We start from the raw sequence: 14,616 nt of genomic DNA on the forward strand, positions 1-14,616 counted from the left end.
AGGTCATAGAGGATTTCGAGGCGAGTTCGATTCGGGTCTTCAGGCCGCGCTGTGGCTCAAGAGCAGCGCTGCGCCCCATCCCATCACGCCCCAAAACACCAGATTGCGCAGCCACCACAGCAGCAGGCCGAGCTGTTCAAGGCGCGGCAACCCCGTGCTTGGATAGCTGGCGCCGCCTGGCTGCCATTGATCTAGAGCAGCACGTGCGGCGCCTTGTAGGGCTTGCAGCGTAGCGCCCAGCTTGAAGGTTTTGAGCTGGCGCCCCAGGTGCAGCAAGAGCAGGCCCAACAGCCCGATCTGCGCCCCGGCAAACAAGGCGGCCGCGGCTTGTCGGGTCGCGCCTGGCGCGAGCACGACGGCGGCGCCAAAGGCCATCAGCATCAGGATGGCGATGCCCGACTGGCGCAGGGCCGCAGCGAGTTCAAGATGGTGGTGATGGGGCTGCGCAGAGGTCTCGCCGGGCCGCTTGAACGTCCGCTCGGACTCTTCAGCCAACAAGTCTGAAATCTGCTCGACCGGGCCGGAGACAAAGCCGTCCACCAGGATGGACAGCGCAATCAGCAGCGGGGCAATCACGACGCCCCAGTTGGAGAAGAGATGCTCCGCCGCCATGAAGAAGAACAGCACCAAGCCGAGGTACACCATCACGAAGGTGAACATCAGCAAGGTGCTCAGCGAGGTGCGGCGCGCGCGGTGCGCCAGGCTCAGGTCGACCCGCCGGGCGGCGACATAACCTTTCCAGAACCGCGCAATCACCCAGGCAAAACTCAGGGCGATCACGATATCGCCCCACAGGCCCAGAAACGGCGGCAACGATTTAATCGGGTTCGCCAGGCTGACCAGGCGCGCGGCATGAACCACCACCCCCGGTTGGTTGCCGATGGCGGTCAAAAAGTTGTCGTCACGCCCCCAGTCGCCACCGACCAAGACGACGTTTTCTTTCAAGTCGGGTAGTTGCGCAAAGGTGGGTGAATTCAGCGCCATCACCGCAACACGTCGGGTCAAGGCCGGGAAGTTGATGGGGGCGGACTCCGGCTCATGCTGCGCGGCGTCGTGCCCGAGTTCGTGGCCGGCCATCTTGTCTTGTTCTTGCCAGCGCTCGTTGAGCCAGCGGTTGTCACGGGCATTGCGAAGCGGCGTGACTTGGTCGCAGAGATAGGACGACAAGCCGTGGTGCAGTTGGTCCGCCAGCCGCGCATGGGCCGTGGCGTCATCGCCCAGATTCAGCTCGGTGACCACGCCCAGCGATTGTTCGATTTCACCCGTCGCAAAGTGCAGGCCGTGCTGGCACTGCGCCTGCATCCAGTCATGCTTGACTTGAAGCAAGGGCTCGGCACTGGTGGGAAAGGGGGCCAGCAACACCACCGTGCCTGCATGCTGCTGGAGCAGTTGGTTGAGTTGGTCCTGACATTCACGCTCAGATGCTGAGGGCTTCAGCAGCGGCGAGAGGTCAAAGTCGATGGCCACGCGCTGGGGCTGCTTGGCGAAGACGCGGCCTAAGTCCTCCGCCATCACGCAACGGTCAAGCGGGTTCTTCTCGGCGTAGCGCAGCACGAAGTCATCATTGGTCAGCAGCGCCACGACCGGCATGTCTGCCCTGAGTTGCTGGGCTTGGCTGGGTGCCTGCGAAGCCAGGCTGGACACCACCAGCAAGGAGAATTTGGTCAGCACCAAGAGTGCGCCCATGCTCTCCAGAATCAGCGCAATGCTGGCGCTGAATAAGACCGATCGCCATTGCGCCAGGACGAAGCTAAACACGCGTTGTGCAAGGCCGGGTCTAGGATTTGAAGCGGGCGTGGGGGGCGCGTCAGCCGGATGTGCCATTGCAAATGAGTGATCAACGATTCAATTCAATCCAGCCGGAGCAAGCGCCCATCTGCCTACAGCCGAGGGCGACAGGCGCTTGCCTTGAATGCCCATTTTTGTATCAAAAAGTGTCGACGATCCGGGTATTTTTTACAGCGTGGCGAATTTGATCAGCGTGCGTAATTCGTTACTTGAATGTCCTATAAGTTGGGCTATCGCAACCGGGTTCTTGGCGAGCCGTGATTCGAGGCCTATCGCCCGGGCTTATTGCCAGCCGTGACACTTGATTCAGAGTCTGGCGAGATTCAGGGGTGCCAGATCGTAAGCTTCCCTGTCAAGTAGACAGCCGATTGCTAGTGTCTGCGGCAGTGGTTAGCCGACGTGGTGACGGCCAGCATGGCCTTGCTCATTCCATCACCGATCAGCACGCGGGGGTGTTCGTAAAACTTCGATAGCAGGTGGAAGCGTAAGGCGCCATCGGCGTGGCTGAATGGCAAATAGCCCCGCTCGTCCAGGATCGCCGCATCCATGGCCATCGGGTTCAGCGCCAGGCGCCCCGCCTTGTCGTCACGTTTTTCGCGCTCCAGCGCGTAGACCCAATCCACCGTCGAGTAAAACCGTACGCGCTTGCCGTGGTGCGTGATGGCTCCTACCTCAATCGCGGTGGCCAGATGCGTTTCGCCCGTGCAACAGGTCGACCGAATCAAGTGCGAAAGGGTGGGGCGCGTCACCGCGCCCCTTTCCACTTATCAGAAGCTGTGCCGTACGCCAAGGCTCAAGCCAGTCTGCGAGGCGCCCGCCACGGGGTTGCTCCCTGGCGCGCCGCCGCTGACCGAGACGGCCGCCAGCGCGTCATTGTTAATTGCACCCACCTGCCCGTAGACCGCCGTGCGCATGGAGAGCTTGTAGACCAGCCGCGCGGCCAGGATTGAAGAGTCGCGCTGCGACACGTTCGTGTAACGCAAGCCCATGTAGGCGGCCTCGGCGCTCAGTGACGTATTTACCGGATAGGAGGCGCCGACGAACCAAAGGTCGCTCTTGGGCTTGATGGCGTCGCCGTCGTTGGTGCGGCGGATCACACCGGCACCCAACTTCACTTCGCCCAGCTTCGCGTACCCGTTGATCGTGAGTCGGCTGTCCGACTTGCTGCTGCTCGTGAGGCCGCCAAATATTGCGTCGGGCGCGGCGCCTACGGTGCGGCCATTACCGGTGTCGTACGCCAATGCGGCGCCCCATGAGTCGCTGTCGTATTTCACCATGGCTGACCAGGCACGACAGGCTTTGGTATCGGTACTTTCTCCTGGGCAGTTGGTGCCGACTGGGCTTGGGCCGGCATTGACGGTGTCTCGACCGAGGCTGTACGACGCACCCACAGACAGGCCACCGAAGCGCCCGCGGTAGACCAAGGCGTTGTCGTGGCGTGCGTTGGGTAGATAGGCATCAAGCGAACCGGCACTAAACACAGATGGGCCGAGGATGTCTGCATCCATGAGCGACCAATAGAGCATCGTGTACTGGCGGCCGAGGGTCACTGCGCCCCATCCGCCGCTGAGACCTACGAAGGCTTGTCGGCCAAAGGCCCGTCCACCCTGGCCCAGCGTTCCCTGGTCGGGTGCCAGGCCCATTTCGAGTGTGAACACGGCGTTCATGCCGTTGCCCAAGTCCTCGTTGCCACGAAAGCCAAGGCGCGAAGGCAAGGTGCCGGTGTTACTTGGCACTCGCGTCAGGTTGGCGCCGCTGGCGCCAACCTTGCTGATGTGCTCGACGCCAACGTCGATCAGGCCGTAGATGTTGACGCTCTGCGCCTGGGCAACGCCTGCCAAGGTGATCAGTGCAGCGCACATTAGAAGTGAATGTGAATGTTTCATAGTTTCCTCGAAGGGTAGATACAGGATCGTGGGCTAGCCCTACCGGGCGGCCAAGTTCACTACCAGGCGACGAAGGCCGCCTGGCGGGTTCATTCGCAGCGGAAGTTGTCCGCGCTTTCGATGTCGCCACTGCCTATGTATTTGGCGACCTTCGGATAGGGGCAGAGTGGCCGACTGCGGCTGGGCGACCAGCCACTGGGCAGGTCGGCATTTGCGCCACCGGCATTGCCGGCGCCGCGTACAGTGGCGGTAATGCTTTCCGGCGCCTGCCCTTGCTCCACCCAGGTGACCAGCTTGCTGAGCATGTCGAACTGGTCAGCGGCCGGCCCGCCACTGCAATGGTTCATTCCAGGTACGCGGAAGAAGCGCGCGAAATTCGATGCGTCGCCGCCATTTGCACTGCGCAAGCCGTCGTACCAAGCCTGCGTGTCGTTGACGGAAAAGATCGGGTCACTGACACCGTGATACACCAGCATCTTGGCGCCGCGATTCTTCACCGTGGCGAGATTGGTGGGGTTTGGCGGCGTCATAAAGCTCATCGCCGATTCGGTGTAAGTGGCGTTGGTCGCGTTGATCTCGGCCACCATTGAGTCGATTGAGGTTGTCAGCGCCCAGGTCGCAAGTTGGTCAGCCGTGCTCGTTCCTGCCAGCGGCGGCACCTTGAAGATCAAGCCGACCGCGCCGGAGTCGAGTTGAACGGGCGAATTGAATTTCCAATTTGCGACCCCTGGCGTGCCGTGGCCGGTATCGAATGGGAAGCTCGAATAAACCAGGGCGCCAGCGCTGGTCTTCAGCCCGCCGAAAATCCCTGCCACCGCGGCCTTCTGTGCGGCCGTGAGGCAAGTGCCATCGCGGGCGCCTGTGCAGGTTGGCACATCGGTTTGCAGGTTAAAGGCTGACTGGCAGGCTGTTGTGTCCTGCACCAAACCGTCAACGGCACCGTCCAACGCATCGCATTTGGCGGCCACACGCGATGACAGCAAGGCTCGCTCGGCGGCGGTCCATGCGGTTGCGAGGTTGGCGCCCGAGTTGCTTGTCGGGTCATTGGAGATGGTGCGGAACAATTGAGCCCCGGCGATGTTGGCTACAGCTGCCTTCGGCAGGTTATAGCCTGGCGCGCCAGCCAGATAACCGTCGTACTGGTCGCCATAGCGCGCAGCTGCGACAAGCGTATGCCGACCGCCGTTGGAGCAGCCCCCGTAGTAGGAGCGATCCGGAACTTTGCCGTAGGCCTGACGAATCACTTCTTTGGCTGTGGGCAGAAGCTTCGCATCGGCTTGGTAACCATAATCAAGACGTGCTTGTGGGTCGATGCCGAAGGCGGGCCCACCTACCGCAGCGTTGCTGTGGCCTGCGTCCGAACTCATGACTGCGAATCCTTGTGTGAGCGCGCCGGTCAACGGCCCGCCGCCCAATGCACCTGTTGCCGGCACGACGGAACCGTCGATACCGCCATTCGCCTGGTAGTAGTAGCGGCCGTTCCAGTTCTTCGGCAGACGCATCTCGAAGCCGATCGCGTAGGACTTGCCGTCCACTGTGCTTGTGCGGCGGAGCATTTCGCCCTTGACAAGGCAGTGATCGGGCGTGGCAACCGTGCCTATCAAGCCCGCGGCCACTGAAGTGGTTGCGGTAATCGTCGTGTCAGCCAAGCTACCCAATTTGGTAGCGAGGGCCTCACAAGTACCTGCCAGTACTGCCGCCTGAGCCGCTGAAAGTTGGGGAAGTGGTGGTTCACCGTCGCCTCCTCCGCAACCGGCAAGTGCGATAGCTGTCAAGGGCGGTGCCAACCACAGGGCGCGAGTTCGGTGGGGGAATTTCTGGTCCATGGCGTCTCCATTTTTCATGCGCCGCTCCGGCTATGCGGCTGCAAGGCGCAAATTAGTTAATTAAATGAATTACATTGAGGGCGAAATGCTTGCCAATGCTAGGTTGATGTCGAAAAAAATAGATCAGTATCTTTACTATGTTTGTTATGAAAAGCAACATTAAATGCCGTCTGGATTGGCTGAGTCTCATCCCGTAGAACGGGCACCTCGGAGGTGCTGTGCCCAATAGTCGGCAGCGGGCAAGAGGGCAACTCACGCTTGATGGCGGGGTGGAGACTTTTCCGCTGAGTGGTCAACGATTTGAGAAATTGAGGTGCTGGACGCTCACGTAGAATCCTTGCGTGAATAGCCGCACGCCCCTCCATCTCCCACAACCAGCGCCAGGCAGGCAACTTGAAGAAGGGCCGCTGCACTCAGTTTTGGGCTACCAGTTGGCCCAGGCCAGTGTGGTCACTGACCAGGTCTTTGAGGCCAGGATCGCCAAAAAACTCAAGCTGCGCAAAGTTGAGTTGACTGCCCTTGTTCTGGTTGCGCAGAACGAGGGCCTGACAGCGGCCCAGCTTGCCGTCGCTTTGGCGTTCACGCCCGCAAATATGGCAGCGTGGATCGACCGCCTCGTGCGGGCAGGCCTCGTTGATCGAGAGCGCCATTTGAATGACGGGCGGGCGCTGCATATCCGCACGACGGCAGAAGGGCGAGCCCTTGTCGAGCGCGCCACAAAGGAAATCTCAGAGGGTGAGGCGCAAGCGCTCTCGGGCCTTACGCATGTGGAGCGGCTGATGTTGATGGAGCTTTTGCACAAGGTGGCAGCCTGTCGGTTAACTCGCTGAACGTACCGGCCTCGAGTAAATCTGCATTCGCGAAGTACTTGCGATGGTCCCATTCGTTGCGATATGGGGATCAGTTGTCTCTTGTTCGCCTGTCGTTCGGCGTGAGGTGAGCCTGGTAAATTTCAGGCTCAGTATGATGAAATGTGCATCACTCAGCCCAGATCGAGCACAAGCCGCGGGCTCAGTGCGCGCGAGCAACAGGGGGTGAACTGGTCGTTGGCGGCCTGCTCCTCCGGAGTCAGGTAGAGATCACGGTGCTCAGGCTTTCCAACAAGTACGCGGGTCAGACATGTGCCGCAAACACCTTGCTCGCAGGAGGTAAGTAACGGCACGCCTGCTGCGATGAGGGCTTGTGCGGCAGTCTGATCTGGTTGCACCGTGATGATGCGGCCCGAACGCGCGAGCTCTATCTCGAATGCATGGTTGAGGTCAAAAGCTGCAGTGTCGGTACCTGAGAAAAATTCCCGATGAATACGGTTGTCAGCCCAACCTAGGCGCATAGCGGTCTCGATCACCGAGTTGATCAGCCCCTGGGGACCGCAGACGTACACATGAACGTCCTCGCTCTGGTCAGCCAGCAATTGCGCCACGTTCAACGGCGTTTGGCCGACGTGAAAGTGCGCTGCGCCAGCCCAATCGCACGCCGCAATGTCGGCCCGGAACGCCATTCGCTCTAGACTGCCCGCGGCGTAATGCAACTCGAACGCGCCGCCCGAACTTGCGAGCGCGCGCGCCATTGCCAGTATGGGTGTAATGCCGATCCCGCCTGCGATCAGTAGGCTGCGTGCGGCCCTTGGGTCGAGTGGAAAATGATTTCGCGGGGCACTAATTTGCAACAGTTGGCCTGGCGCAAGTTGCTCGTGCACACCCCGAGATCCGCCACGTGAATTGGCCTGCATGAGCACCGCAAGCACGTAGTGATGCGTCTCGGTCGGGGCGTTGCAGATCGAGTACTGGCGGACGATGCCGTTGGGCAGATGCACGTCCACGTGGGCACCGGCTGTAAATGTGGGCAAAGGCCCGTCATCGGCGGCGACGAGTGTGAGTGTGCAGATGTCCTTGGCAATGGCCTCCTTGGCGGCGAGGCGAACCGTCAGCAATTGGCTCATGCTTGGGTGCTCAAGAGTCGCTCGATCACCTTTCGCGATTGCACGCCACCGCTGTCGATGTTGAGCATCAGCAGTTTGCGCTGCGGCCAGGCAAGCAAGTTTTTTTGCTGACGCTCTAGCATCTCTTGGTCCTCAGCAAATATTCTTCCCTGGCCTTCTCGGATCTGGTCTGTAAGAGCGGCATTTTGCGGCTTGAACTTGCGCGCCATGCCCCAGAAGTAGTGAATTGAGGTGTCGGTCTCGGGGGTGATGAAGTCCACGACCCAGCTGGCGACCTTGACCGCATCCGGCGCCGTATAGCCGCCGTGGCCTGCAAGTGCGACCCCCACTTCGATCATGATGTGGCTGGGCGGCGTGAAGTGGCAGATCTGCCAGCGGTCCACGGCCTGGTTGTCAGGCAGGCCATTCATGCGCAGCGCCATTTTCCAAAACGGGGGGGGGGCTCGATGTCATGCATGTAGCGTTCAGTCATGACGTGATCACCCTCCACCCGCGTGTTGCAAGGCACTTCGTCGATTTCACTCTGGCCGATGCTGTCGGCGTGCACATAGGTTTCGTGCGTGAGGTCCATCAGGTTGTCGATCATGAGTCGGTAGTCACAGGCAATGTGGTATCGACCGCCACCGTATCCGAATGCAGGGTTGCCCAGCCATTCGAAGGCGGGCAATGCACTTACATCCGCCCTCGCGGCCTCGCCAGGCCAGACCCAGATGAAGCCATGGGCCTCAAGGACCGGAAAGCTGCGAATGGCTGGGAAGCCACGCACGCGCTGACAGGGCATGGAAATCGCCTTTCCGTCGTGGCCCATGGCCAGCCCGTGATAGCCACAGACCAAAGCGTCGCCGACGACGCGGCCGAGTGACAAGGGCGCGCCGCGGTGTGGACAGAAATCCTCCACCGCACTGACCGTGCCAGTGCTGTCGCGAAAGAAGGCAATCATTTGATTACAGACCTTGCGTCCAAGTGGTTTGTCGGTGCCGACCTCGTCGCTGCGGGCGGCCACGTACCAAGTGTTGGTGAGGAACATGCGGTGGATTCCTTGTGAGTTAGTGCGACCTCATGCGCACGGCGCCGTCTTGTCGAATGAGCTCGCTGCCTGGGTGGCTGTTGGCGCCGCTGTGTGAACCTGTATGGCCGGCCCCTGTAGGCCGGCCCGGGTGCGGCCGACGGGGCCTACTCATCGAGCGGGAAGATCACGTCAGGATGACCGACCGGTGCGTCGTGTAAAAGTTCGACCAGTGCTGCTCTGTGACTCAGCATGGCACGTTGGTTGATCGAGCCCTTGTCGGTGATTTCCCCTCCGTCAATGGAAGGCGGCTTGGCAAGCACCATGAGGCGCGCCGGACGGCTGGCACTCCCAGTTCCTTGGTCCCAGAGTTGTTTGGCCAGCGTCTGAAAGAATCCGCGTACAGCCGTGTGCCCCAGCACTATTGCGGTGGGTGCATCGTCGGGAAGTTCGGCCAATCGGCGGATTTCTCCCATGCGCGGCACGATCAGTAGGCCCACCTCGTCGCGCCCGAAGCCTGTGACAACGGCGTCATGGACGCAGGGAAATCCCAGAGCAATCACCCGGGCGCGCAGCGGGCCGACGCTAACAAAGGTGCCTGTGGATAGTTTGAAGTCCTCGGCAATGCGGCCGTCGAACATGAGCCCCCGCGTCGGATCGTCGGGTACTGCGGGGCATGCAGCGTCGCCGGTTCGGTAATACCCCTCTTCGTCAAAGGCTTCCTGTGTCAGCTCAGGCTCGCGCCAGTAGCCAGGCATAACGTTTGGCCCCCGAAATCGCACTTCAGCCTTGCCGCCCACGGGAACAAGCTTGACGTCTACACCGGGTACGGGCCAGCCGATGAAGCCAGCGCGCGCCTCATCCGGAATAGCGAAAGTGCAAGTCGGGGCCGTCTCCGTCATGCCGAGGCCTGCTGCGAGACGTATACGCTCGCCTATAGCGCTCTCAGCGAGGTGGTTGAACGCATCCAGCGTCTTCTGTGATAGCCCGGCCCCGCCACATTCCACCAACTTTAGTCGGCTGAAGAAGTGGTCGCGCAGTGCAATATCGACCTGCAGTGCCGAGACGAGTTCGTCGAAGCCCTTGGGCACATTGAAGAAGATCGTCGGTGCTATTTCCTGCAGGTTTCGCAGTGTCTGCGCGAAGCGCCCTGGCGCCGGCTTGCCTTCGTCAATGTAGAGACTGCCGCCATTAAAGAGCACGATACCGAGGTTGTGGTTGCCACCAAAAGTGTGGTTCCATGGCAGCCAATCTAAGGCCACAGGAGGCTGCTCGACAAGGAAGGGCATGGCTTGCAGCGTCATCTGTTGATTCGCGCACCACATGCGTTGGGTAATGATCACGCCCTTGGGATCTTTGGTCGATCCCGATGTGAACATTAGCTTGACGATTGTGTCAGGCCCGACCTTGCTGTGAGCCTCGTCCAATTGGGGGCCTGGCAGCGTAGTGAGCATGTCGGCGAAGCGCTCCGTGGTTCGGCTGATGAGCTGCCCCTCGCCAAGAATGACGCGGGTGTCCGCAGCAACCGTGGCGTTGATGGCCGCTGCATAGCTCGAACTTGCTGCGTAGACTGCCCCTGGCGTCGTCTTTGAGAGGATGTGGCGCAAGCGGCCGAAGTCGGTCGAAACCAGCGAGTACGCCGGAGAAACGCTGACGCTAGGAATACCCGCCCACATGGCGCCCAGCATCAGACTGAGATGATCCAAGTCGTTGTCGGACAGTATGACCAGGGGGCGTTCGACGTTCAGTCCCCAATTCAGCAATGCCTGGCCCAGGGCTTTGGCGCGTTCGATCATCTCGGCGTAGCTGATAGCCTGCCAAGCTCCGTCAACGCCGCGTTGGGCCGCAAGCGTCCGGTCTGGCGCGATCTGGCCCCAATGGGCCAGCCGCTCACCCAAGTGTTTGGGGTATGGCGCCAAAGGCTCGGTCGACCGAAGCACGAAGCCTCCGTCAGCAAGGTACTCGACGCTTGCCTGGCTCAAACAATGGCCGACAGTGACAGGGCGATAGCTTGGCGTCATGACTTCGCGACCTCGGACGCCCCCATTTGAATGGCATCTGGGAACTGAGGGCTGGCGATGGTTGATGTCCACGCCTCCATGCGGAGGTGGGGGGCGGGCGGGGCGACTGATAGGGTTCTCATGCCTGAGTGTTTTCAATCAGCAAAGCCATGCCTTGCCCGCCACCGACACAGGCGGAGACGACCGCGTAGCGGCCACCTCGGCGATGCAACTCGCGAGCCGCCGTCAGTGTGATGCGCACGCCAGAGGCCGCGAGCGGATGGCCCAAGGCAATGGCGCCGCCATTGACATTGAGCAGATCCAGGTCCAGACCCAGCTCCCTCGCGCAGGCCAGGGTCTGTGCGCCCTGGGCTTCGTTGATTTCGAAAAGGTCGATGTCGGAGATTTTCAACTCGCAGCGTGCCAACAGCGCATGGATGGCGGGCACAGGTCCGATTCCCATGATTTCTGGTGGAACACCTGCCGCAGCTGCACCACGCAACCTTGCCAGAGCTTGCAATCCCCTGTTGCGCACTTGAGCGCCTGAGGCCACGACCATGGCCGCCGCGCCATCGACGAGGGCCGATGAATTGCCTGCCGTCTGCACGCCGCCCTCGTAGACCGGTCGCAACACTGCCAGCGCATCGACGGGTGACGGGCGCGGGTGCGTGTCGCGATCAAGCACCTTGACCTTGCGCGGCAGCTTGATGCCGCGCGGCTCGTAGCCTGCGAGCTCGAATCGCTCGCTCGTTACCTCGACGATCTCTCCGGCAAGCCAGCCTTCGGCCTGAGCGCGCAACGCACGTTCAAAGGAAGTTGCGGCAAAGCTGTCGACATCAGCGCGGGTGATGCCGTACCGCTTCGCCAGGTTCTCAGCCGTCTGGATCATCGAAACCTTTGCGGCGGGATCTTCGAGTGCCTCCCAGAGGAAGTCCTTGAACTCGACGGGCGCGCCAAGCTTGAAGCCGCTTCGGTGGCCAAAGGCACAAATGGGGTTGCGCGACATTGACTCCGTTCCTACGGCCAACGCCAGGCTCGCATAGCCCAGTGTGATCTGATCTGCGGCCTGGCGAATGATCTCGAAGCCGCTACCGCAAATGCGCTGTACCAGTATGGCCGGCACCTCGATGGGCACACCTGAGTACAAGCCAATATGGCGCGGCAACACGAAGGCATCGAACGATGCTTGTGCCATGCAGGCCGTGACAACCGAGTCGATATCGCTGCTCGGCACGCCCGTTCGGTCCAAGGCGGCGCGGCCAACCTTGATCCCCATGTCGATAGGCGAGGCCTCGGCTAGAGCGCCGCAGTAGTCGACAAACGGAGTACGGGCGCCACCAAGTAGCCAGTGATCGTCGAACCGAGCCGAGAAGCTGCGCATGGATCGTCTCCTGAATCGTTCATGATGTTGATTATTTTTTATAAGTATTAATCAAATTTCATGAGGCGGTGACAGGGTTATCTCTAGCTTTTGAGGGCTCAACTCTTCCAGTGTTATTTCAAAATGTAGGTGTAAACCCACGCATGGTGACGTGAAATTCAATATTAAAAATCGTAAGCATACTCAAGAGGCAGAAGTGACTGCACATTTGAGGCATCCCCCCCCTTGCTGCATAGCCCGGCACTTGGTTCCACGCTGGTAGTTCGAGAAGGTGAGGTTAAGAGGGGCAAGGCAACTGGTCACTTCGATGCGCGACATCGACAGACAGCGCGAGGTTGCGCACCACGACGACCTCGCCGCCGTTGCCGAGGCCATTCTCGACGGTGGCGAGACAAGCCATCGGCACCATGCCATGGGGCTTCATGTCGGCGTGGCAATCAAATGCTGTTTGGAGCCAATCTGATCACGACTGAGGCTTGATCAGATTGGTGACCGCCAAATCAATGGCTGGATAGTCAAATGAGAAGCCTGCATTCATCGCCCGATGCGGGCGCAGGCATTGGCTCGACAATAACAACACGGACATCTCCCCCAATGCCGCGCGCAGCACCCATGCAGGCGTTGACAGCAGTGCTGGGCGGTGCCAAGCGTGCGCCAATGCCTTTGCAAAAGTCGCCTGGCGCACAGGCTCCGGCGCGCAGGCGTTGTAGACACCCTCGCAGGATGGGTTTTGCAGCAGCCAATCGACCATGCGAATCAGATCCTGCTGATGGATCCAGGGCATCCACTGCCGCCCGTTGCCCATTCGCCCGCCCAAGCCTAGCCGATAGGGGGTTCGAAGGCGTGCTAGCAATCCGGCTCCTGGCGCGAGTACCGGCGCGATGCGCAGACGAACCACGCGCGTGCCGGAAGTTGTAGCTTGTAACGCCTCAAGTTCCCAGGCCTCACAGAGTTGGGTGCCGAAGTCAACCGAACCTGGTGAGCTTGCCTCGTTCAAAACCCGCTCGCCTGCGTTACCGTACCAGCCCACAGCCGAGGCCGACAGCAGCAGTGCGGGCCGCCGCGGCTGTTGTGCGATCCACTGCACGAGCCGCCGGGTCGAGTCGATGCGGGACTGCCAAAGCAGGTCGCGACGGCTCGCTGACCAGGGCTTGTCGGCGATGGGGGCCCCCGCCAGATTGACCACGGCATCCACGGGTCCGATGTCGTCGAGTTCCTGGAGCATGCTCAAGCCCCTGGCACCGAAGCAACGCCCGGCGACCCGTTCGGGGTGCCGGCTCAGCACCAGTAACTCATGCCCGTGGGAGGTCCATAACTCGCACAAGGCCCGGCCGATCAAACCGGTGCCGCCTGTCATCAAAATACGCATGATGGGGGTCCTTGCTGCTGGTTTAAATTCGCAGATTCGGCTAAGTCACTGGGGTGCTCAAGTTCAACCTCAGGACGCAGGGTCTGTGCGCGTCTGGGTCACCCAGACCAGGTCATCGGTGGCGACGCCGACCGCGCGAGCGCGTTGCAGGATTTGCTCGCGCAGGCCGGGTGCCTTCAAGGACCCCTTCAATGATGTGTGTGGACGCGCCGCCATTGATCGCAGCATCTTTAGTCAGATGTTTGATGAACTCGACCAGCCTCGATTCACAACGCTGACAACGGCCTCTGAGGGAGATGATGCCTTTTTTACTTCGGTGATGAAGTTCTGTCGCAAAGGCAGCAACCTGCCGATGGAGATTCGGGGTGCGACGCACCTGAGATTCAATCCATCAGGGCCGGTTCAGCTGCATCGCGACTGCTGGGACGCTGCGGAAGAGCTCTACGCGAAGCTGTCCGTGCTCAGCTTGTTGATGTGAGCCCTGCGACGGCGGCTGGGGACGCTGCAGCACTAGAACCAACAATCATTGCCCCAAATTTGATTTCTCTTGAGAAATCAAACCAAGCCCTGCTTGCTGGCCAGCACCGCAGCTTCAGCGCGGCTCGACACATTAAGCTTCTTGTAGATGCTCTTGATGTGATCGTTCACCGTGAACCACTTGATGCCCATCAGGTTGGCGATTTCCTTGATGGTGAAGCCTTTGCTGAGGTAGGTCAGTACTTCACTTTCGCGGGGGGTTAGGCGCTCCCATTCCGGCGGCGGGTCGAGTACTACCCCACGCCCACTGCTGAAGGTGTGCGAGGAGGACAGCGAGCCAAAGCCGGAGTTCAGGGCCATGGGGCCGCTGTCGCCCGAGGATGCGGGCCTGAAATGGGAGAGCAGCCGCCGCGCAATGGCCGGCGACAGCGGGGGTTGCCCGCGAACGATGCGTTGCAACTCTTCGACCAGCACCTCGAACCGATCTTCCTTCAGCAAATATCCATCGGCCCCGCATTGAAGCGCGGGAAAGAGGTGATCGTCGTCGGAGTAAAGCGTGGTGACGATCTTGAGCGATGGGGTGCCGGCCAGTTCGGCCAAGAACTCCATGCCGTTGCCGTCGGGTAACTCGAGGTCGACCAGAACCAACTTGAAGCCGGCCTCGGGGCTGCTCTCGGCAAGTTTGGCAACTTGACGACGCGCACCTTCCAGATCACCGGCTTCGATGATCTCCATCGGGTCGCTGAAACTCTCTCGTACGACGCGGCACAAGAAGTTGCGAGCAACCGGGTTGTCTTCAATGATGAGTACTTTGACGGCCATGGCGAATAGTTCCGGGTAGCTTTCATGGTATCTCACAAAACACAGACATCGCGCCTCAATGACGGGAAGGCAAATTCTTACGATGCGTGGGGTGTGAAAAAAGCTGTTTGGAGTCTGGGTTT

11 protein-coding genes and 2 pseudogenes are annotated in these 14,616 nt (G+C 60.5%); 3 read left to right on the top strand and 10 right to left on the bottom strand.

Going from position 1 to position 14,616, the window contains the following annotated elements; all coding sequences use genetic code 11:
• Positions 1-39 precede the first annotated feature (39 nt).
• From PRZ01_RS04180 to PRZ01_RS04195, 4 genes and pseudogenes are all read right to left on the bottom strand, one after another.
• The gene (locus tag PRZ01_RS04180; RefSeq protein WP_273595506.1) at positions 40-1,758 is read right to left on the bottom strand and encodes a CHASE2 domain-containing protein; all 1,719 of its coding nucleotides are present in this window, start codon (positions 1,756-1,758) and stop codon (positions 40-42) included.
• A gap of 467 nt (positions 1,759-2,225) precedes the next feature.
• Positions 2,226-2,492, bottom strand: a pseudogene (locus PRZ01_RS04185) (ATP-binding protein); the annotation flags it as partial.
• 63 nt (positions 2,493-2,555) lie between these two features.
• The gene (locus PRZ01_RS04190) at positions 2,556-3,650 is read right to left on the bottom strand and encodes a porin (protein ID WP_273595507.1); all 1,095 of its coding nucleotides are present in this window, start codon (positions 3,648-3,650) and stop codon (positions 2,556-2,558) included.
• A gap of 113 nt (positions 3,651-3,763) precedes the next feature.
• Positions 3,764-5,500, bottom strand: a complete 1,737-nt coding sequence (locus tag PRZ01_RS04195) for a tannase/feruloyl esterase family alpha/beta hydrolase (protein ID WP_273595663.1) — start codon at positions 5,498-5,500, stop codon at positions 3,764-3,766.
• A 446-nt stretch (positions 5,501-5,946) separates the two neighbouring features.
• On the opposite strand from PRZ01_RS04195, the gene PRZ01_RS04200 reads away from it, so the two are divergent.
• The gene (locus tag PRZ01_RS04200) at positions 5,947-6,330 is read left to right on the top strand and encodes a MarR family transcriptional regulator (RefSeq protein WP_273595508.1); all 384 of its coding nucleotides are present in this window, start codon (positions 5,947-5,949) and stop codon (positions 6,328-6,330) included.
• Between the two features lie 152 nt (positions 6,331-6,482).
• Here PRZ01_RS04200 and PRZ01_RS04205 read toward each other — a convergent pair whose 3' ends face one another.
• The 4 genes and pseudogenes from PRZ01_RS04205 to PRZ01_RS04220 form a co-directional block, all read right to left on the bottom strand.
• Positions 6,483-7,439, bottom strand: a complete 957-nt coding sequence (locus PRZ01_RS04205) for a PDR/VanB family oxidoreductase (protein WP_273595509.1) — start codon at positions 7,437-7,439, stop codon at positions 6,483-6,485.
• Positions 7,436-8,466, bottom strand: a pseudogene (locus PRZ01_RS04210) (aromatic ring-hydroxylating dioxygenase subunit alpha). The gene PRZ01_RS04205 and the pseudogene PRZ01_RS04210 overlap by 4 nt, the downstream one beginning before the upstream one ends.
• 146 nt (positions 8,467-8,612) lie before the next feature.
• A complete protein-coding gene (locus PRZ01_RS04215) occupies positions 8,613-10,466 on the bottom strand; it encodes a feruloyl-CoA synthase (RefSeq protein ID WP_273595510.1) in 1,854 nt (617 codons plus the stop codon).
• Positions 10,467-10,584: 118 nt separating this feature from the next.
• Positions 10,585-11,826, bottom strand: coding sequence for a thiolase family protein (locus PRZ01_RS04220; protein ID WP_273595511.1), 1,242 nt, complete (start codon positions 11,824-11,826; stop codon positions 10,585-10,587).
• Between the two features lie 307 nt (positions 11,827-12,133).
• Between PRZ01_RS04220 and PRZ01_RS04225 the strand changes: the two genes are divergently transcribed.
• Positions 12,134-12,289, top strand: a complete 156-nt coding sequence (locus PRZ01_RS04225; protein ID WP_273595512.1) for a hypothetical protein — start codon at positions 12,134-12,136, stop codon at positions 12,287-12,289.
• On the opposite strand, the gene PRZ01_RS04230 is transcribed toward PRZ01_RS04225, so the two are convergent.
• Complete coding sequence (locus PRZ01_RS04230; protein WP_273595513.1) at positions 12,290-13,195, bottom strand: TIGR01777 family oxidoreductase; 906 nt, start codon at positions 13,193-13,195, stop codon at positions 12,290-12,292. It abuts the gene before it with no gap.
• A gap of 85 nt (positions 13,196-13,280) precedes the next feature.
• On the opposite strand from PRZ01_RS04230, the gene PRZ01_RS04235 reads away from it, so the two are divergent.
• On the top strand, positions 13,281-13,673 hold the full coding sequence (locus PRZ01_RS04235) for a nuclear transport factor 2 family protein (RefSeq protein ID WP_273595514.1): 393 nt from the start codon (positions 13,281-13,283) through the stop codon (positions 13,671-13,673).
• Positions 13,674-13,750: 77 nt separating this feature from the next.
• On the opposite strand, the gene PRZ01_RS04240 is transcribed toward PRZ01_RS04235, so the two are convergent.
• Positions 13,751-14,494, bottom strand: coding sequence for a LuxR C-terminal-related transcriptional regulator (locus PRZ01_RS04240; protein WP_273595515.1), 744 nt, complete (start codon positions 14,492-14,494; stop codon positions 13,751-13,753).
• Positions 14,495-14,616 lie beyond the last annotated feature (122 nt).

The sequence above is a fragment of the Roseateles koreensis genome, assembly GCF_028595305.1.
In the GTDB taxonomy this organism is placed as follows: domain Bacteria; phylum Pseudomonadota; class Gammaproteobacteria; order Burkholderiales; family Burkholderiaceae_C; genus Paucibacter_A; species Paucibacter_A koreensis.

Bases quoted from the DNA above. Each gene is read 5' to 3' on its own strand.
- PRZ01_RS04190 (WP_273595507.1), bottom strand. From the start codon at position 3,650: ATGTGCGCTGCACTGATCACCTTGGCAGGCGTTGCCCAGGCGCAGAGC.
- PRZ01_RS04195 (WP_273595663.1), bottom strand. From the start codon at position 5,500: ATGGACCAGAAATTCCCCCACCGAACTCGCGCCCTGTGGTTGGCACCG.
- PRZ01_RS04205 (WP_273595509.1), bottom strand. From the start codon at position 7,439: ATGAGCCAATTGCTGACGGTTCGCCTCGCCGCCAAGGAGGCCATTGCC.
- PRZ01_RS04215 (WP_273595510.1), bottom strand. From the start codon at position 10,466: ATGACGCCAAGCTATCGCCCTGTCACTGTCGGCCATTGTTTGAGCCAG.
- PRZ01_RS04220 (WP_273595511.1), bottom strand. From the start codon at position 11,826: ATGCGCAGCTTCTCGGCTCGGTTCGACGATCACTGGCTACTTGGTGGC.
- PRZ01_RS04225 (WP_273595512.1), top strand. From the start codon at position 12,134: ATGCGCGACATCGACAGACAGCGCGAGGTTGCGCACCACGACGACCTC.
- PRZ01_RS04230 (WP_273595513.1), bottom strand. From the start codon at position 13,195: ATGCGTATTTTGATGACAGGCGGCACCGGTTTGATCGGCCGGGCCTTG.
- PRZ01_RS04240 (WP_273595515.1), bottom strand. From the start codon at position 14,494: ATGGCCGTCAAAGTACTCATCATTGAAGACAACCCGGTTGCTCGCAAC.